Below are 18346 nucleotides of genomic sequence, written 5' to 3' on the forward strand. Positions count from 1 at the left end.
AGAGATCACTGGATTGAAACTAAAGCGTTTTTTGTCTTTGGCTACTGCCGGGCTCCGAAGCACCTTCTGGAAAAGCCGAATAATCAAAGCCCATCTTTTTGGCAATCCAAAGCCAAGGTTCCTGCTTTTGCTGGGCGCGCGGCTGGGATAGCGTGGCGGTCATGAGCAGTACTCCTCGATTCATTCACCTTCGTGTTCACACCGAATATTCCCTTCTGGAAGGCGCCGTGCGGCTGAAAAAGCTGCCGGGTCTGTGCGAGAAGATGGAGATGCCCGCCGTCGCTGTGACGGACACCAACAGCATGTTCTCGGCTTTGGAATTTTCGGTCACCGCCAGCGGGGCCGGTGTGCAGCCGATCATGGGTTGTCAGGTTGATCTGACCTATGTGCAGGCGCAACCGGGCGAAAAGCCCAAAACACCCGCACCGGTGGTTTTGCTTGCCCAGTCCGAGGTCGGGTATGAGAACCTGATGAAGCTCAGCTCGTGTCTTTACGTCGACAAGGGTGGGCAGTTGCCGCAGGTGACTCTGGAAGAGCTTGCGGAACGATCTGACGGGTTGATCTGCCTGTCCGGTGGGCCGGATGGACCGGTTGGGATGTTGTTGCAGCAGGGTCAACGCCCCGCAGCTGAGGCCTTGGTGGACCGGTTGTCAGCGATGTTCCCCGATCGCCTCTATATCGAACTCCAGCGTCATCCGGGTGAGGGTGGTCAGCCAGAGGCAGAACGTCTGACCGAGCGTGGCCATGTGGAAATGGCCTATGCCAAAAACCTTCCTCTAGTCGCCACCAATGACGTCTATTTCCCGACCACAGATATGTACGAAGCGCACGATGCGCTGATTTGCATCTCGGAGGGGGCCTATGTCGATCAGCAAGAAGGCCGCCGCCGCCTGACCGCGCAGCACTATTTCAAGTCGCAGCAGGAGATGGCGACCTTGTTCGCCGACTTGCCCGAGGCCATTGAGAATACGGTCGAGATTGCCAAACGCTGTGCGTTCATGGCCTATCGCCGCGATCCGATCCTGCCGAAATTCGCTGATGACGAGGTTGCCGAACTGCGTCGTATTGCGAATGATGGTTTGCAAAAACGTCTGGCAGTGATCCCGCACGCGGTAACGCCACAGGAATATCAGGAACGCTTGGACTTCGAACTCGATATCATCGAAGGCATGGGATTCCCCGGTTACTTCCTGATTGTTGCCGATTTTATTCAGTGGTCCAAGGATCAGGATATCCCGGTGGGGCCAGGTCGTGGCTCGGGCGCGGGGTCTCTGGTGGCCTATGCGCTAACGATTACTGACCTTGATCCGCTGCGCTATTCGCTGCTTTTCGAACGGTTCCTGAACCCGGAACGGGTTTCGATGCCGGACTTCGATATCGACTTCTGCATGGATCGCCGGGAAGAGGTGATCCGTTACGTGCAGCAGAAATACGGTCGCGACAAGGTGGGGCAGATCATCACCTTTGGCGCGTTACTGTCGAAAGCTGCGGTGCGGGATATTGGTCGCGTGCTGCAGATGCCATACGGGCAGGTGGATCGCCTGTCCAAGATGATCCCGGTGGAAGGCGTCAAACCCGTTTCCATCGAAAAGGCGTTGAAGGACGAACCCCGGCTACGGGAAGAGGCGCGTAACGAGGAGGTTGTGGACCGCCTGCTGACTTACGGTCAGCAGGTCGAGGGGTTGCTGCGAAACGCTTCGACCCACGCGGCAGGCGTGGTGATCGGGGATCGTCCATTGGACGCGCTTGTGCCGCTGTATCAGGACCCGCGATCCGACATGCCGGCCACTCAGTTCAACATGAAATGGGTGGAACAGGCCGGGCTGGTAAAGTTCGACTTTCTTGGTCTGAAGACGCTAACTGTGATCCAGAATGCGATGGATCTGATCTTCAAATCCAACCGTCCATTGCACGTCGCCGCCGACGGAACCGAGCTTTATGAGCCTGCCGACGGGGCCGAGAACCAGATCAACGCCATCCCTCTGGATGATGAGGCAACGTACAAACTCTATTCCGCGGCCAAGACGGTAGCGGTGTTTCAGGTGGAATCCTCGGGCATGATGGATGCGCTCAAGCGCATGAAGCCGACCTGTATCGAAGATATTGTTGCCCTAGTGGCGCTCTATCGTCCCGGTCCGATGGAGAACATCCCGACCTATTGCGAGGTGAAGAACGGGCTTCGCAAGATTGAATCCGTACACCCCTTGATCGACCATATCCTTGAGGAAACCCAGGGCATCATCGTCTATCAGGAACAGGTGATGCAGATCGCGCAGGTTATGGCTGGGTACAGCCTTGGTGGTGCCGACCTGCTGCGCCGCGCGATGGGTAAGAAAATTAAAGAAGCGATGGATGCCGAGCGCCCGAAATTCGAAAAGGGTGCGGGCGAGAATGGAGTCGATGCCAAGAAGGCCAGCGAAGTCTTCGACTTGCTGGAAAAATTCGCCAACTACGGCTTCAACAAATCCCACGCAGCCGCCTATGCCGTGGTCAGTTACCAGACAGGCTGGCTGAAGGCGAACCACCCGGTCGAGTTTATGGCCGGTGTCATGAATTGCGATATCCACCTGACCGACAAGCTGGCTGTATACTTCGAGGAGGTGCGCAAAGGGCTGGAATTGCCTTATGTGCCGCCTTGCGTAAACCGCTCGCTGTCGACTTTCGATGTGGTCGACGGCCATCTTGTCTATGCATTGGGGGCACTAAAGAACGTGGGCGTCGAGGCGATGAACCTTGTGGTCGCGGGGCGCGAAAGCAAGCCGTTCGTGAACCTGTTCGACTTTGCCCGCAAGGTTGATCTGAAGAGGGTCGGCAAGCGCCCGCTGGAGATGATGGCGCGGGCAGGGGCCTTCGATCAGCTCGACAAAAACCGCCGTCGCGTGTTCGAAAGTCTCGATCCGTTGGTGCAATATTCGGCGGCAATCCATGACCAGAAGAACTCGAACCAGGTGTCGTTGTTTGGTGAAGCCGGAGACGATCTGCCCGAACCGCGCCTGTCGCCTTCGCCAGACTGGCTGCCGGCGGAACGTTTGAGCGAAGAATTTAAGGCTATTGGTTTCTATTTGTCAGGCCACCCGTTGGATGACTACATGCCCGCGTTAAGGCGTAAGCAGGTTCTGACGTTGGACGAAGTGACCGAAAAGGCGCGTTCGGGCCCTTTGATCGCTAAAATGGCCGGAGTTGTTGCCGGACGGCAAGAGCGAAAGTCCGCACGCGGCAACCGGTTCGCCTTTGCCCAGTTGTCCGACCCGACAGGTGCATATGAAGTAACGCTGTTTTCAGAAACGCTCGAAAAGTCACGCGAGTATCTGGAAACCGGAGCACAGGTGGTGCTGACCGTCGAGGCGACGATGGAAGCTGACCAACTCAAGCTGCTGGGGCGCTCGGTAGGCCCGGCGGATTCCGTTGTGGCAGAAGCCGGGGCGACGGGCCTGCGTATCTTTGTTGACGCAGCGCAAGCGGTGCCAACCGTAGCAAAGGTCCTTGAGGATGCCGCAACTGCCGCCAAAGGCGCGGCGCGCGGTCCGATCCAATTGTTGTTACTGGACCCAAGCCTGCCAGGTGATGTCGAAATGGACCTCGGCGCTGAGTTTCCGATCAACCCGCAGATCAAAGGCGCGATAAAATCGCTGGAAGGTATTCTGTCCGTCGAAGAGATCTGACCTCTCTTTGTTGCCAGACAGTTAGCACCCCGCTAGGCTGACCCGACAGAGATGTCTTTGGGTCATGCCGCAGGAGGGTGTTGATATGACAATTGCAGGTCTCAATTTCAGAAGAGTTTTGTTTGGAGCGACGGCATCGCTGGCTTTGGTTGCAGCCTCGGTCGCGATGGCAGACGACAAGAAGAAAAAGAAAACCATCGAAGGCGCGCTGATCGGCGCGGGCGTTGGTGCGATTGTCGGTGACGGAAAAGGCGCGGCGATTGGTGGCGTGGCCGGAGCCATTATTGGACATAACTGGAAGTGATGGTGATGCAGCTTAACAAACTTGGAATGTCAGTTTGCGCCGCAATTCTAGCGGCTCCGTGCGTGGTATCTGCCGATGAGGCTGCTGAACAGATGGTGCAGGACGCATTGCCTGTGATGCACTATACCTGCGCCTCAATTGCTGAAGAGGCGGATGGTGACGAAGAATTTGTTGTGACTGTAGTCGCAAAAATGACGGCGCTATCTCTTCATAATCGCCAGATCAATATCGAAGAACATGCGGCCACAGATGAGGAAAAGGCCCAATTGCGCGAAGCCTTCATAGCGGCGCTGTCGGAAGGATGCGCCGCGGATAAGGATGCCCTTTTGGGCGGCGTGGTCGACACGGCGGTGAAAACGTCGCTGGGTTTGTGACCCACGTTCGTTTTAGGCACGTTAGAGCGTGCCCACAGCGCAGCGCACAAGCCCCCAGCCCTTGTCCATCCCAGCCTCCTTGAGGCCGGTGACAAGACGATCGGATAGAAACAACAGAGACGGGACTATGGGGTCCAGCCAGATATCTGGGCCATCCAAGGCGCCCGGAACAACGACGAGTTCGTCTTCGTGGTGGTGGCTTGGCAGATAGACAGCACCATTCGCGATACTGACAAGAGGTGTGTTTACCCCACCCTCCGGCCCAAGCGCCTCGTAGTTACCCATCGACCGCATGTTGCCCACATTCAACAAATAATACGGTTCGGGCGTTGAAAGGCGCGTTTCAGCTGAATCCATCAAAGTTAAGGCGTGAAAGACGGTCTCCCCAAGATCATACTGTTCCAGAACAGCTTTGGCGGATTCGGAAACCAAAGGATATCCACCCCCGGAAAAAAACGGCGGTACTTCATATTCTGGATGTGTATTGTAATACCAGATATCGCCAACCTGTTCTTTGGTCAGAATTTCCCCACGCTTCCAGCCGAGATCCGACTCGCGCACCATCCTCTTTGACCACTCAACCAATTCCGGAGTTTGCTTTAAACGCCAGTCTCCGTACTCCTTTCGGAGAACCGCTTGAATTGCGTTGATGTTGTTTACTGTTGTGGAAATCCAGACGCAGAGGTCACCGTTCACATCTTTCGCCATCAGTCAAACCTCAATAATGCGGCGGGCGTTCGTCGCCCAGAACGATCCCGCCCGAGCCTTCCTGCGACCGTTCACCTTCGCGGCGCATCAGCATTTCGACACGGCGTGTCAAACGATCAATCTCGTCCTGTTGGCGGGTGACGACCGAGTTGAGGTCTTCGACCGTACGGGCAAGATGGGCGATCTGCTCTTCCAGATGCTGCATGGGGGACTCCTGTGTCTTAGGCCGGTCATAGCGACCCGGACAGCGCATGGCCAGCGAAAGCGCGCCTTGCCCCGATGCAGGCCATGGGATAGACCGCGCGCGGAACAAGGAAACTCCCAAGGACGCCCCACATGGCCAAGCCCAAGAAACAGCCCCGCCCCAAGGCAATTACGCCAAAAGGGTTCCGCGACTATTTCGGCCAGGAAGTCACGCAGCGCACCGAGATGCTGCGGGCTATTGCGGATGTCTATCATCGCTACGGTTTTGACGCCCTGGAAAGCAGTGCGGTTGAGACTGTCGAGGCGCTGGGCAAATTCCTGCCCGACGTAGATCGCCCGAATGAAGGCGTCTTTGCGTGGCAGGAAGTCGACGAGAATGACAAGGGCGACTGGATGGCCTTGCGTTATGATCTGACCGCGCCGTTGGCCCGCGTCTATGCGCAGCACCGCAACGATCTGCCAACGCCTTATCGCCGCTATGCGATGGGGCCGGTCTGGCGGAACGAAAAGCCGGGGCCGGGGCGGTATCGTCAGTTTTATCAATGCGATGCGGATACGGTGGGTACGGCCTCGATGGCCGCAGACGCCGAGATTTGCGCGATGCTGTCTGATACGTTGGAGACCGTGGGCATTCCGCGCGGCGACTATCTGGTGCGGGTCAACAACCGCAAGGTTCTGAATGGCGTGCTTGAGGCCATGGGGCTTGGCGAAGACGTCGCTGCCCGCGACAACGTTCTGCGCACCATCGACAAGTTCGACAAAGTTGGCGAGCAGGGCGTGCGAGAGCTGCTGACCAAAGGCCGTCTGGACGCCTCTGGCGCTTTTATCGACGGCGTTGGCCTCAGCGAGGATCAGGCTGAGCCGGTGATCGCGTTTCTGACCTCCAAGGCCGCCGAAACCGCCGGAACATTGGCCAACCTGCGCGCCGCCGTAGGCGACAGCAAGATCGGTGCGGATGGGATCGCCGAGTTGGAACAGATCGGAACCCTGTTGGATGCGGGCGGGTACGGCGCGGACCGGATCGAGATTGACCCTTCGGTCGTGCGCGGCCTGGGTTATTATACCGGGCCGGTATATGAGGCCGAGCTGACCTTTGAGATTTTCGATGAGAAAGGCCGCAAGCGGCAATTCGGATCGGTCTCGGGTGGTGGTCGCTATGACGATCTGGTCAAACGCTTCACCGGGCAGGAAGTTCCGGCGACCGGCGTCTCCATCGGTGTCGACCGTCTGCTGGCTGCCCTGCGCGAAAAAGGCAGGATAGCCGCGCAAGCCACGGGTCCTGTAGTCGTGACCGTTATGGATCGCGACCGGATGGCCGACTATCAGGCGATGGTGGCGGAACTGCGCAATGCCGGTATTCGGGCCGAGGTCTATTTGGGCAACCCCAAGAACTTCGGTAATCAGCTGAAATATGCGGATAAACGGAACTCTCCGATTGCAGTGATCGAGGGCGGTGACGAGAAAGCCAATGGGATCGTGCAGATCAAGGATCTGATCCTGGGCGCGAAGATTGCCGAAAGCGCCACGCTCGAGGAATGGAAAGAACGCCCCAGCCAGTTCGAAGTGTCACGTGGTGATCTGGTCGCCAAAGTGCGCGAGATTCTGGACAGTCAGGACTGACCGATGCCCAATCGTTCCCAGATACAGGCCCGCGCCGCGATGATGCGTGTCCGGTTCGAAGCCGCCGGGGCGCAGGTTGTGGATACGCCCCTGCTGCAACCGGCTGAAACGTTGCTGGACCTTTATGGCGAAGACATCCGCGCGCGTGCTTACGTGACTTCGGATGCGTTGCGTGGCGAACAGATGCTGCGCCCGGATTTCACCCTTCCGGTGGTGCAGATGCACATGACCGAAGGGGCTGAACCCGCGCGCTATACCTATTCAGGTGAAGTGTTTCGTCGGCAAGAGCATGACCCGGATCGATCCAACGAATACATTCAGGTCGGATATGAAGTTTTCGATCGCAATGATCCCGCCGGGGCCGATGCAGAGGTGTTTTCCCTGTTTGCCCTGCAATTGCGGGGGCTGCCCCTGCGCGCGGCAACCGGTGACATCGGCGTCCTGACGGCGGCTGTTCAGGGGCTGCGCACTACGGATCGGCGCAAGGCCGCGCTGATGCGCCACCTGTGGCGTCCACGTCGGTTCCGCGTCTTGCTGGACCGGTTCGCCGGACGAAAGCCCGAGCCGGATCACCGCACAATGCTTTTGGAGGCTGCAGACCCGATGGGGTTTGACGTTCCTATGATCGGAAAACGCCGCGCTGCCGAGATTGAGGCCCGCATCGACGCGTTGCGCGAAGATCGTGAGACGCCGCCAATTTCGGACAACGAGCTTGCAGGCCTGGAATCTCTGCTGACCGTTCGGGAAACCATGCCCTTTGCTTTGGAGCAGTTGCGGGATGTGGCCGTTGACCTGCCTCAGATCACCCCGGCGCTGGACAGGCTCGAGGCAAGAATTGCTGCCCTGCAGGCGCGTGGTGTTGACGTGAGCCGGTTGGATTTCGAGGCTGCCTATGGGCGTACGTCGATGGAGTATTACGACGGGTTTGTCTTTGGGTTTTATGCCGAAGGTCGCCCCGATTTGCCTCCGATTGCCACCGGCGGGCGTTACGATGCGCTGACGCGACAACTGGGCAACGGGGCAGAAATTCCAGCTGTTGGCGGCGTACTGCGCCCGGACCTGATGCTGGAAATCGAGGAGGCCGCGCAATGAGCTTGAAACTGGGCGTGCCCTCGAAGGGCCGATTGATGGATAAGACCTTTTCGTGGTTCGAAAAGCGCGGCATCACATTGTCGCGCAGCGGATCAGACCGCGAATATGCCGGTAAGGTTGAAGGGATCGACGGAGTCTCGCTGATCCTGCTGTCTGCCGGGGAAATCCCCCGCGAACTGGCAGCTGGCCGCATTCATATGGGTGTCACCGGAACAGATCTGGTGCACGAAAAATTGCCACGGTGGGAACAGCAGATTGAAGAAGTCTCCGAGTTGGGCTTCGGCAAAGCGGATCTGATCATTGCGACCCCTGCCTGTTGGGTCGATGTCGAAACCCTGGACGATCTCGATGCTGCGGCGGCAGCGTTTCGCAAAACCCACGGGCACCGGTTGCGGATTGCGACCAAATACCACCGATTGGTGCGCGAGTTTCTGACGGACGCTGGGGTTGCAGATTACACTCTGGTCGACAGCCAGGGCGCAACCGAAGGCACTGTGATGAACGAAACCGCCGAGGCGATTGCCGATATCACCTCGACAGGTGAGACATTGCGCGCAAACCACCTAAAAATCCTGTCGGACGGCCTGATCCTGCAATCACAGGCCACGCTGTGGCGTAGTCGGGTTGCCAGCTATGGTGTGGGTGAAAAAGAGGTTCTTTCCGAATTGCTTGACCGGCTGAGCTGATTACAGCACGCCGATGTCCGCCAACGCGCGATTCAGATCGTCGGGCAGAGAATCATCCTCGGCCCGTCCTTCGGGAAGATCGGCAGGCGTATCTTCGGGTTTAAGGTATCGCCACCCTTGGAACGGGCGTTTCAGAGCGTTCTGTGTGCGGTGCACCTCAGGGTCCAGCACGATGGCGCAGCGGCGGATACCGTCCTCGCCGCGCACTTCGTCCAGCCGCAGGATCTTTTGGCGACATTGCACGACGCCCTTGATCACCCAATAGATTGATCCGCCGTTCAGAATCTCGGCCTCGCGCTTGGGCCACATGCGGGTGACGTGGCGCGGCAAGCCGTCTTCATAAAGCGGTTTGCGGCTATCCTGCCATTCCATCAGCGTGTCGACGCTTTCCGATCCGACGGAGAGTTTTATGAGGTTTATGTACTTATCCACAGCTTTCCCACAGAGTCGTCCCAAGACCGTCTATACATTGTAGCTCAAGAAAGCCTGTCATCAAGGTGTTGTGGTTAAGGTGTGATCTGGGATAATCTGGATACCTCTTTCAGAACAGGGAATCACCAATGAGCCGCTTTGCCGCCCCCATCGCCGAGCAGATCTGGAACATGAAATATCGTTTCAAACAGGCCGATGGCACTCCCATTGACCAAACGGTTGAGGACAGCTGGCGGCGTATCGCTCGCGATCTTGCGCAGGTCGAAAAAGACCCGGCGCATTGGGAGCAGAAGTTCTTCGAAGCGCTGGAAGATTTCAAATACCTGCCTGCTGGCCGTATCACCGCTGGCGCAGGCACTGCGCGACGTGTGACGCTGTTTAACTGCTTTGTCATGGGCACGGTGCCGGACAGCATGGGCGGTATCTTCGATATGCTGAAAGAGGCCGCGCTGACCATGCAGCAGGGTGGGGGGATCGGCTATGATTTCTCGACCATTCGCCCGCGCGGAGCGGATGTGCATGGGGTCGCGGCGGATGCATCCGGGCCTCTGAGCTTTATGGATGTATGGGACGCGATGTGCCGCACCATCATGTCCGCAGGTTCGCGCCGGGGTGCGATGATGGCGACCATGCGCTGTGACCACCCGGATATCGAACAGTTCATCACGGCTAAGTCCGACCCTGCACGCCTGCGCATGTTCAACATGTCTGTGCTGGTCACCGATCCCTTTATGGAAGCTGTCAAAGCCGATGGCCCGTGGGAGCTGGTGTTCGACGACAAGGTTTACCACACAGTTCAAGCGCGTGATCTGTGGAACAAGATCATGCAGGCCACCTATGACTATGCCGAACCGGGTGTGATTTTCATCGACCGGATCAACAAAGCCAACAACCTCAGCTATGCCGAAACCATCGCGGCGACAAACCCGTGTGGCGAGCAGCCTTTGCCGCCTTATGGCGCGTGCCTGCTGGGTTCGATCAACCTTGCCCGTCTTGTGGCAGAGCCGTTCGAAGATGCGGCCCATCTGAATGAGGCTGCCCTGCAAGAGCTGGTCGCGACAGCCGTCCGCATGATGGACAACGTTGTCGACGCGTCGAAGTTCCCGCTGCCGGAACAGGCCGCCGAGGCGCAGGCCAAGCGCCGTATCGGGCTGGGCGTGACCGGACTGGCGGATGCTCTGCTGATGCTGGGTCTGCGCTATGGATCGGACGAGGGCGCGCGTCAGACCGAGCTCTGGTTGAAAGCGATTGCGCGCGCCGCGTATCTGGCGTCGGTCGACTTGGCGAAGGAAAAAGGGGCGTTCCCCTTGTTTGATGCCGAGAAATACCTGGAAAGCGGCACGATGCAGCAGATGGATGATGACGTGCGCGATGCGATCCGCGAACACGGCATCCGCAATGCTTTGCTGACTTCGATTGCTCCGACCGGTACGATTTCTCTCTATGCAGGGAATGTGTCGTCAGGGATCGAACCAGTCTTTGCCTATGCCTATACGCGGAAGGTCCTGCAAAAGGATGGCTCGCGCACTGAAGAAGAGGTCGTGGACTACGCCGTGCAGATGTGGCGCGACAAATTTGGCGACAAGGAACTGCCAGACTATTTCGTCAACGCGCAGACGCTGTCCCCCTCCGATCACGTTAAGATGCAAGCGGCGGCTCAGAAATGGATCGACAGCTCGATCTCGAAGACGATCAACTGCCCCGAAGACATCAGCTTTGACGCTTTCAGAGATGTCTACATGCAGGCCTGGGATCAGGGGTGCAAAGGGTGCACGACCTATCGTCCGAACGATGTGACGGGGTCCGTCCTGACCGTGTCAGAAAGCGAAGACAAAGCGCCGGGTGAAAGTGCAAGCGCACCGCATGAAATTGACGGTGGCGACGTGATCTACATGTCGGAGCCGCTGGATCGCCCACAATCTCTGGAAGGGTCGACCTACAAACTGAAGTGGCCCGACAGCGAACACGCGATCTACTTGACGATCAATGACATTGTCATTGGTGGCCGTCGCCGTCCGTTCGAAGTGTTCATCAACTCGAAGAATATGGAGCATTACGCCTGGACGCTGGCGCTGACCCGCATGATCTCGGCCGTGTTCCGCCGGGGTGGGGATGTGTCTTTTGTGGTCGAAGAACTGAAGGCCGTGTTTGACCCGCGCGGTGGTGCTTGGGTTCAGGGCAAGTATATCCCGTCGATCTTGGCCGCAATTGGTGGCGTGATCGAACAGCACATGATCAATATTGGCTTTCTTGAGGGCGAGGGCATGGCGCTCAAATCCGACCCCCAAGCGCAGGTCGTCAACATGGACGCACCACGTGGCAAAGCCTGCCCATCCTGCGGCCAGTACGATATGGTGATGATCGAGGGCTGCATGACCTGCCGCAGCTGCGGTCATTCAAAATGTGGCTGATGTCGTGAATTTCAGCGTGTTCCTGTGTGGGTGGGCATAAATAGCCCATAAGGTTGGTTTTTGCGCCCATTTGAACGGTCTTTAATGCCCACAGATTCTTAAGGACTTGAAATAAAATAAAAAAGATTCCTGTGGAGTTTTGAGATTGTGCTGCGTTGGGCGACCATCGATAACGTTCGCGCTATTGACCAAGACCAGAAAATCTCAAGACTGTGGCCATGGAACCAAATCGTCTCATACGCGTCACACGCAAAAGCTGACCAGAATGTTGTACTTGCCCAGCATAACCGTTCGGGCAGTTCCATGGCTATCGGATACCGAATTGATGAAAAACAAATCGCCTATCGAGGAGTCCCCTCAATACTCCGAATTGAACGCTCGGTTTTCCCGTTTTCTGCTGGACTTCCGAAAGGAAAAACTCGCGCAGCTACTTGCCGGAGAAGACAAAAACCGTGACGAGATTACCCGCGGAGACTTTCAATCATTCAAAGCGCGGATGACTGAGGGTTTAGAACTAACCGATTACGATCTAGATCGTATTCACCGCCGAGTATTGTCTGTACTTCTCCGCCCCAAAGCGGGCTCGATGCTACAAGACGAATGAAGCCGGAAGGCGTGAAACTGGCGTGTAGACCGATCCGCTTTGGCAATGAGTACCGGGTTTGAGTCTCAAGCCTCTTAGTAGTATAGAAAACAGGAGGTGCTCACTCGACCTTTTTGTCAATAAAACCAATTGTATTCGCGTTTTCCAAGAGCGTTCGAACCTTTGAGCGATCCAGCCCGGATTCAACTTCAGCGTCAATCTCTAGCTTCAATGATACCTCAGCACCTTGGAGAGTTGTAAGCTGTTCAACAATTGCTTCGACGATTTGATGCATGTCGCGGGCGGGTCGTTCGGCAGATAACATCACGGTTCCCACAAACCGCGTTGGGTCGCGGTCGTTTTTCGGAGCGTTCGGTGTGTCTACAAGTCCAGGTGGTCTGGGTTGCCCTGAGTCATCCGGTAGGGTTCCGGGTTTTGGATCAACTATGTCAGGGTCAGAAGGTTGTGGCTGCTGGCGATGTGCTTCGGCTACCTCAGGTCTCACAATGACAGAATGCTGATCAATGCTCACGACTGTTAAAGACGCACCCTCGATAGAAAGGCCAACATAGCTTCCGCTGGAGTCATCCCATCCTTCTGCATATGCAAAAGGACCCGGCACAATCGCTCCAACCGCCGCTTGCACAGCTTTTGTCATTGTTTCTCGACCTCTCAAACGCGGCAAGTAGATATACCGGTTCGAGTATTCCCAAAGGTCCTTCAGCTTTAGGTGATCATTTTCATGCCATATGTTCTTTTCTAGCTCTCTGTTCAGCCGCTCTGGACCAATCTCGGGCAGCAGCGCTTCGTCGCTAACGAGCTTTTTACTTGCCCTGGAAAGCACACCATCCTGAGCGGCCACTTTTGCGGAAGCAAATTCAACGTCAGCCGGTGCTGCCTCCTGATACGGGTAGACAAGATAGCACCAAGTGTCCTTCAAACGGGTTTTAGCCGTATCACTGGCTTCTTTTGCTTTTTCTTTAGCCAAAGCAATATCGCTGGTTCTCAGGTTTAAACGGCCCGTTTCTGCATCGCGAACGATTCCGTCCCAAGCAAGTGATGTACGAAACGCATCCTTCAAGTTTTCCAGCTGGCGATTTTCTGCTGTGATGAAAACAAGAGTATTTCGATAAACCCTAGGCGTTGTGCCCTTTTGAAGGAGCACGTCCTTGATTTCGACCATAGCATCTGAAGTATCGCGACCATTGTGCGGGTGTTTTACGCCCAGAACGACGGCACGAACACCTCCCGCTTCGTCCGGTACAGAGCCCGACCCATCTGGTGCAACCTGTACGGCATCGAAGTGCCCTCTGTCGGCAATACCGTTGATGTACGTTGCCAGTGCTTTGTCAATTTCGACGTCGATCAAGGCGTCCTCGAACTGCCCGGCTCTGTCCGCAGCGACCCTGTTCAAACTTGCGGACATTGAAAACCAGTGCCTGCCAAGATCGCTATGCATGAACTTTGCCTGGTTCGTCAGGCGGCGGAGAGCATCTCCGAAAATCGCGACCCTCTCGCCGGGCTGAACAACACCCAGATTGATGTGCTTGTCGTCTATTCCCTGATTTTCTTGCCCACTGAGAGGTGCAGTGCCCATGAATACTGTACGCGCCACCCTGCGTGTAGCTGAATATCGGTTCAAGTTAGGAGCGGCCTGATCGATTTTGTATGGAGTTGAATTAATCCCATCGATGTCACCAGCGATGATCGACTGCCATGACACATCGAGGTAGTGCAGTAACTCCGGTTCTACTCGGGCAGACCCAATCGCCACACTGCCCGGCATTATCATCACCGATCTGTCGTCGGACATCCAAAGCTCATGGATGACTTGAGCCATCAATCGAAGCACGCCGCGGGTGCGCTGAAACTTTTCCAGTGTTCCCCACGCCGTGTACAAGTGATCAAACAGATCGGGGTGTATAGGGTACGCTTTCTCCAACTTGCGACGGTAATCTTCATCAGCACAGCCTTGGGGGAATTCGTTCGGGTTTTCCCGATAGAGTTTGGCAAATTGCTTCAGCGTGTTGTCCCGGTGTCTGTATTTGTCTCCAGGAATTTCTTTGAACAGCCGCCGCCGCACAATCTCATAGCTTTCCTCCTGCGACGCCGGCCGCCATGAACTTTCGACCCGACTGAATGTTTGCTTGAGACGGGTCAGAGCTTCCTGACCACCTTCGCCGCCAACCTCAATTTGTGAGGCCGGGAGCGACGCAACCAAAAGAGTGTTGGGCGATGCTTTGACTGCTTCTGTTAGAGCTTGAACGAATGACAAGTTTGCGTCGAATGAGCCAGATGGTAGGCCCTCGATTTTGTAGATTTGCCGCAAATAGGCGACCCACTCATCGATCAAGATCAAACTGGGGGCGCACATCCTGAAAATCTCTTCCAGCTTCTCAGAGCCAGGGGCAATTCCGCTCGCGTCCTGATCGGCAACCAAGTCAAACGCTTTCTTTCCGCCCAGCTGCCAAGCCAGTTCTCCCCAGGTCGTACGGATCTCTTGACCGTCCTCGAGCTTGACGACGTCATGTGGACCACGTGAGGTCCCAACGAGAACGGCCCGGTTGATTTTCTCTGGAACGCTTTGGCCATCCTTGGACAAAAGCTGGTCCAAGCCAGGAAGGTCCTGAGCAGGTGTTTCGCCGGCCATGTGATACAAAGCCAGCATCGAGTGGGTTTTGCCTCCGCCGAAGTTGGTTTGCAGTTCGACGACAGGATCGCCCCCTTTTCCGGAAAGGCGTTTGGCTGCTCCTTTGATCAAGGTGCTTAATCCGTCCGTTAGGTAAGTCCGCCCATAGAACTCCTTTGGATCGCGATATTCCGGAGGCGCGCTGCCGTTATGCACTTTGGCCAGATCAGCCGCAAACTCGGCCTGTTGGAACTCACCGGTCGCAACATCCTGATGAGGCTCAACGACCTCGCGCCAGGGCAGCAAGCCTGCAACAGTTTCGGTTGAGATCGCTGTCGCACTCGACTGCTTGCGCTCTTCGGAACGCGCCATCTCTGTAAACTTCGTCCGCAGGATACTGTCGCGCATCTTGCTGATTTCAGCCGCCGACTCTCCCGCGCTCACTGCTTCCAGAAGCCTGCGCATATTGTCCAACGCACGTTCCGTGTCGTCGTAGGAGAACTTCTCATCATGCGCGAGCTTGTTCCGAACATCGGTTAGTTCGATAACAATCGAACGGTGTCCCTTGTCCAATGTCGAACGGAATGCCTCGTTCCAGCAACGATCCATGATCTGGAGCAGCTTTTGGGTGTCTAGGCTGAACTTCCTGTTACCCTGGGGGCGCCAGTGCGGGAACTTGGCGATCACTTCTTGCGGCCATCCTTTGCCCATTCCAGCTTCCAATGAACGCATGACATAGGGCTGAAGCCCGTTTTGCATGTGCTCCATACCTTCGAATACATACTGGCGATTGCTTTTTGCCATGTGCTCGTCCTCAGAGGTCCATCGCCGATTGGCGATTCATATCGGTATCGTGGATAGTGGCGGCCAGGCGTGTCAGCTCGGTCCAGCCGGAGATCAAGGCGTTGTAATGGGTCGCCTCTTTGGCGTCCTGTCGCTTGTTCGAACAGACATCATAGAGGTAATAGGCCAGATCCTTGACCGCCTCGGCCTTATCGCTGCCAATCTTCTTCAGAAGAACCGCAGCAGCGTATTCTCCCTCATTTTCCATGACCCGGATCAGGTGCTGACAGCCTTCCCAGATCGTGGGATGGTCGTCAGTGGCGGGATCCCAACCATCTTCAAGCTCCTCTCGCTTGAGAATGCGGACCTTGCCGGCAGAGCTGTCGACGATCCCGGCATGTTTGACGCTCTCGACCGAAATGCCTCGAGCGCGGGCAAGGTTATCAGCCGCGCCGTAGTCACCCTCATCGGCGCCGTGTTGCTCGAACCAGGTCGCTGCAAATCGGGTGTCAGCGTCAAATTCGCCATGTAAGTCGTTCAGGAACTCGTCGAGCTCGGCATTGATCAGTTGCAACGCGGTCTTGACCGTCATCGGGCTGTCATCGGCCCCGAGCACTGCCTTGTAGCGCGAGAACACGCCCATGCCGGGACCGATGGCTGATTGCGGCATGTCGGCGGGGGAGACGTTGGCGGCTTGGAGTTCTTCAATAGCGGGCGGCAATTCCCGTTTCAATGCTCGGATGAACTCAGCCCGAGTAATTGTCTCCGCTGTCTCCTCCTTTTTGCGGCATACCAAAACAACCGAATTTGCAAGTGCGTTCGTTCCCGATGCCACCATTCGATTTGCCATTTCGGTGCGCATCGGCCAAGTTCCGACAACCGCGTAACCGGCCTGCACGATAGCTTCCAAGAATGTTGCCCAGCCTGTCGAACTTACGCCCTCCGCTGCTACTTCACTTTGTTTAAATGCATAGTAAATCGTCGCGGGGGAGTCGCTAGATGATTGATTTGACATATTTTTAATTGCGCGCCCCATCCCTTCTAAGAAAAATGCTTCAGCAGCCTCCCGCCCACCATGGCGGAACGCCGTTGCGACCAGCTCTTCCGCTTTTGGAGTAGCAAGAACACCAAACAAATCAGGAAAAAATGGTTTTAGAGACACGCGCATCCAACAAAAGAAAAAGTCAGACAAGTCCGCATAGCCAATATTGTCATAGTATGGTGGGTCTGTTGAGATTACGGCTCCAATCGGCATCTCAACAGACTGCGCGTCGAACTGGACTTCTTCACCCGAGTTTCCCGGATGAAAACGTGCAACAACCTTGTAGACCCACTCTACATTAGCTAAAAAGTTGCCAGTCGCGCTGGAAAACGGATTTCCTTCGGCAAAATCCCAAGTCATTGGCAGCGCTTGGCGCGCAAATGTGTTCCGAAGAGCCTCCATCTTGGGAGACGAGTCCCAAGAACATATAGTCGATCCTCTATCCGCGGATCGGTTGATCGCAAAGGCAAGGAACACGCAGACCGCATCCGCGTATGCTGAGGCATCCGTTCCCCCTGCCGCAAGATCTATGTGATCATCGTTTCTGCCCTGCGATAGAGCGTCAGAAAGAACTTGCGCTCGTACTTCAGGCAGAAGAGAAGTAAGATTTTTGAGTGAAATGACTTGGCGATCTGTAAAGAGTTTACCCCAATTCTCCAATCCAAACGCATGGCATGTTCCTCCGGTCAATCTGGCAGGAGTGGGGCCCATTAAGTGGGTTTCTCGGAAGTCCGTTGCTTCATTCTGATAGTCTTTGACCGATGCGCAGATTTCATGCTGTTGATTTGGCGCTGCGTAGTAACGACCACCTTTGCCTTCGGCTGCTATTGCGATCAACACTTGGCCCATTTGTCCGGCTTGGGCTTGGGCTCGTACGTAATCCGAGGTTATCGCCGCCCCCGACATTAGGCACCTAAAGTTCGCGCGGGCAGATTTCGTGCCAGCCCGTGCGTTCTTGATTTCTTCCTTCGTGCCGCCCCGACGTACCGTGTAAGTAATAGTTTTACTTACACGGTCGATTATCGGCTCGATCCAAGCTTCCTTACCAGATTTGGAGCCAAGCAAGAAACTAGAGGCAATCGGTACATGAACATTGGCGAAGGCCGGGTCCGGGCTTGGCACCGTGCGCGCCCAAATCCAGGCGATTACAGTTGCCTGTCCGCCACCGTGCTCCTGCGGCAAGTCAACCTTCGGATAGAGGTGCCCGATGCGTTCAAACGCCTTTTCACGCATCCACTCGCCATAGTACTTCACGTCCTCCGCCAACCCCTCAGAGTTACGGTAGTGGTTGCGCTCCTTCATTCCCGGATGGATCGGCTCCATGTCCTTGAACTTCGGCGGTATCTCGATCATCGCCTTGCCAATCATCACCGCAACCGGGTTCAGGTCGGACCCATAGGCAGGCAGGCCCAGCCGCTGCGCCTCCAGCGGGATCGACCCGCCACCGGAGAACGGGTCATAGACCGGAGGCAGTTCACCGTCACAGCTGGCGCGGATTTCAGCACGGGCCCGTTCCAGCACCTCTTCGTTAGTCGAGTTCTCCCACTTCACCAGGTCCTCGATGATTTGGAACAGCCGCTTGCGCTCGGTTTCCACGGCTTCTTCCGTTGGGAACTTGTCCGGATGGCTCGACGGGTCGTCCACCAGTTGCGCAAACAGCACCGCCCGGCATGCCGCCAGTGGCCGCCGTGCCCACCACAGATGGAGCGTCGAGGGATGCCCATGCCGGATGGACTTCTCCCGCGCCGACGCTGCATTGATCGCCTCAAGCGGGATAGCAACTTCGATCAGTTTTTTCTTGTAGTTTTGGTCCATG

Annotated in this window: 14 protein-coding genes; 8 read left to right on the top strand and 6 right to left on the bottom strand. The window is 56.3% G+C overall.

The features are described 5' to 3' along the window. Nucleotides 1-19: 19 nt before the first annotated feature. The gene (locus tag AC2FI8_RS09140) at nt 20-163 is read right to left on the bottom strand and encodes a hypothetical protein (RefSeq protein ID WP_496778629.1); all 144 of its coding nucleotides are present in this window, start codon (nt 161-163) and stop codon (nt 20-22) included. On the opposite strand from AC2FI8_RS09140, the gene dnaE reads away from it, so the two are divergent. The 3 genes from dnaE (at nt 162) to AC2FI8_RS09155 (ending at nt 4340) form a co-directional block, all read left to right on the top strand. Then, a complete protein-coding gene (dnaE, locus tag AC2FI8_RS09145) occupies nt 162-3662 on the top strand; it encodes a DNA polymerase III subunit alpha (protein ID WP_496778631.1) in 3501 nt (1166 codons plus the stop codon). The genes AC2FI8_RS09140 and dnaE overlap by 2 nt on opposite strands. An 85-nt stretch (nt 3663-3747) precedes the next feature. Beyond that, nucleotides 3748-3966 carry a YMGG-like glycine zipper-containing protein gene (locus AC2FI8_RS09150; RefSeq protein WP_496738249.1) on the top strand — a complete coding sequence of 73 codons (219 nt, stop codon included), beginning with the start codon at nt 3748-3750 and terminating at the stop codon, nt 3964-3966. Nucleotides 3967-3971: 5 nt separating this feature from the next. After that, complete coding sequence (locus AC2FI8_RS09155; RefSeq protein ID WP_496738248.1) at nt 3972-4340, top strand: hypothetical protein; 369 nt, start codon at nt 3972-3974, stop codon at nt 4338-4340. A gap of 21 nt (nt 4341-4361) precedes the next feature. Here AC2FI8_RS09155 and AC2FI8_RS09160 read toward each other — a convergent pair whose 3' ends face one another. Together AC2FI8_RS09160 and AC2FI8_RS09165 are read right to left on the bottom strand one after the other, a co-directional pair. After that, a complete protein-coding gene (locus tag AC2FI8_RS09160; RefSeq protein WP_496778633.1) occupies nt 4362-5048 on the bottom strand; it encodes a hypothetical protein in 687 nt (228 codons plus the stop codon). A 10-nt stretch (nt 5049-5058) separates the two neighbouring features. Then, nucleotides 5059-5253 (bottom strand): SlyX family protein, encoded by a 195-nt coding sequence (locus AC2FI8_RS09165; RefSeq protein WP_108859244.1) that lies wholly within the window; start codon nt 5251-5253, stop codon nt 5059-5061. A 131-nt stretch (nt 5254-5384) separates the two neighbouring features. On the opposite strand from AC2FI8_RS09165, the gene hisS reads away from it, so the two are divergent. Genes hisS through hisG form a run of 3 tightly spaced genes read left to right on the top strand, consistent with a single transcriptional unit; the run spans nt 5385 to nt 8650 of the window. Next, nucleotides 5385-6872, top strand: coding sequence for a histidine--tRNA ligase (hisS, locus tag AC2FI8_RS09170; protein ID WP_496778636.1), 1488 nt, complete (start codon nt 5385-5387; stop codon nt 6870-6872). 3 nt (nt 6873-6875) lie between these two features. Next, nucleotides 6876-7964, top strand: a complete 1089-nt coding sequence (locus tag AC2FI8_RS09175) for an ATP phosphoribosyltransferase regulatory subunit (protein ID WP_496778638.1) — start codon at nt 6876-6878, stop codon at nt 7962-7964. Next, nucleotides 7961-8650 carry an ATP phosphoribosyltransferase gene (gene hisG, locus AC2FI8_RS09180; RefSeq protein WP_058275488.1) on the top strand — a complete coding sequence of 230 codons (690 nt, stop codon included), beginning with the start codon at nt 7961-7963 and terminating at the stop codon, nt 8648-8650. Before AC2FI8_RS09175 ends, hisG begins: the two co-directional genes overlap by 4 nt. Here hisG and AC2FI8_RS09185 read toward each other — a convergent pair whose 3' ends face one another. Then, nucleotides 8651-9082 carry a DUF1489 family protein gene (locus tag AC2FI8_RS09185; RefSeq protein WP_496778640.1) on the bottom strand — a complete coding sequence of 144 codons (432 nt, stop codon included), beginning with the start codon at nt 9080-9082 and terminating at the stop codon, nt 8651-8653. Between the two features lie 128 nt (nt 9083-9210). Between AC2FI8_RS09185 and AC2FI8_RS09190 the strand changes: the two genes are divergently transcribed. Both AC2FI8_RS09190 and AC2FI8_RS09195 read left to right on the top strand, forming a co-directional pair. After that, nucleotides 9211-11493, top strand: coding sequence for an adenosylcobalamin-dependent ribonucleoside-diphosphate reductase (locus tag AC2FI8_RS09190; RefSeq protein WP_496778642.1), 2283 nt, complete (start codon nt 9211-9213; stop codon nt 11491-11493). A gap of 325 nt (nt 11494-11818) precedes the next feature. Further along, nucleotides 11819-12097: a hypothetical protein gene (locus tag AC2FI8_RS09195; RefSeq protein WP_496778644.1), complete on the top strand. Its 279-nt coding sequence runs from the start codon at nt 11819-11821 to the stop codon at nt 12095-12097. A 100-nt stretch (nt 12098-12197) separates the two neighbouring features. Here AC2FI8_RS09195 and AC2FI8_RS09200 read toward each other — a convergent pair whose 3' ends face one another. Both AC2FI8_RS09200 and AC2FI8_RS09205 read right to left on the bottom strand, forming a co-directional pair. Beyond that, nucleotides 12198-15509, bottom strand: coding sequence for a DUF499 family protein (locus AC2FI8_RS09200; protein ID WP_496778646.1), 3312 nt, complete (start codon nt 15507-15509; stop codon nt 12198-12200). Between the two features lie 10 nt (nt 15510-15519). Continuing rightward, complete coding sequence (locus AC2FI8_RS09205) at nt 15520-18345, bottom strand: DUF1156 domain-containing protein (RefSeq protein ID WP_496778648.1); 2826 nt, start codon at nt 18343-18345, stop codon at nt 15520-15522. Between the last annotated feature and the right edge of the window lies 1 nt (nt 18346).

The sequence above is a fragment of the Ruegeria sp. CDSB029 genome, from assembly GCF_059611125.1.

Coding starts and splice junctions, on each gene's coding strand:
- dnaE (WP_496778631.1), top strand. CDS start 162: ATGAGCAGTACTCCTCGATTCATTCACCTTCGTGTTCACACCGAATAT.
- AC2FI8_RS09140 (WP_496778629.1), bottom strand. CDS start 163: ATGACCGCCACGCTATCCCAGCCGCGCGCCCAGCAAAAGCAGGAACCT.
- AC2FI8_RS09150 (WP_496738249.1), top strand. CDS start 3,748: ATGACAATTGCAGGTCTCAATTTCAGAAGAGTTTTGTTTGGAGCGACG.
- AC2FI8_RS09155 (WP_496738248.1), top strand. CDS start 3,972: ATGCAGCTTAACAAACTTGGAATGTCAGTTTGCGCCGCAATTCTAGCG.
- AC2FI8_RS09160 (WP_496778633.1), bottom strand. CDS start 5,048: ATGGCGAAAGATGTGAACGGTGACCTCTGCGTCTGGATTTCCACAACA.
- AC2FI8_RS09165 (WP_108859244.1), bottom strand. CDS start 5,253: ATGCAGCATCTGGAAGAGCAGATCGCCCATCTTGCCCGTACGGTCGAA.
- hisS (WP_496778636.1), top strand. CDS start 5,385: ATGGCCAAGCCCAAGAAACAGCCCCGCCCCAAGGCAATTACGCCAAAA.
- AC2FI8_RS09175 (WP_496778638.1), top strand. CDS start 6,876: ATGCCCAATCGTTCCCAGATACAGGCCCGCGCCGCGATGATGCGTGTC.
- hisG (WP_058275488.1), top strand. CDS start 7,961: ATGAGCTTGAAACTGGGCGTGCCCTCGAAGGGCCGATTGATGGATAAG.
- AC2FI8_RS09190 (WP_496778642.1), top strand. CDS start 9,211: ATGAGCCGCTTTGCCGCCCCCATCGCCGAGCAGATCTGGAACATGAAA.
- AC2FI8_RS09195 (WP_496778644.1), top strand. CDS start 11,819: ATGAAAAACAAATCGCCTATCGAGGAGTCCCCTCAATACTCCGAATTG.
- AC2FI8_RS09200 (WP_496778646.1), bottom strand. CDS start 15,509: ATGGCAAAAAGCAATCGCCAGTATGTATTCGAAGGTATGGAGCACATG.
- AC2FI8_RS09205 (WP_496778648.1), bottom strand. CDS start 18,345: ATGGACCAAAACTACAAGAAAAAACTGATCGAAGTTGCTATCCCGCTT.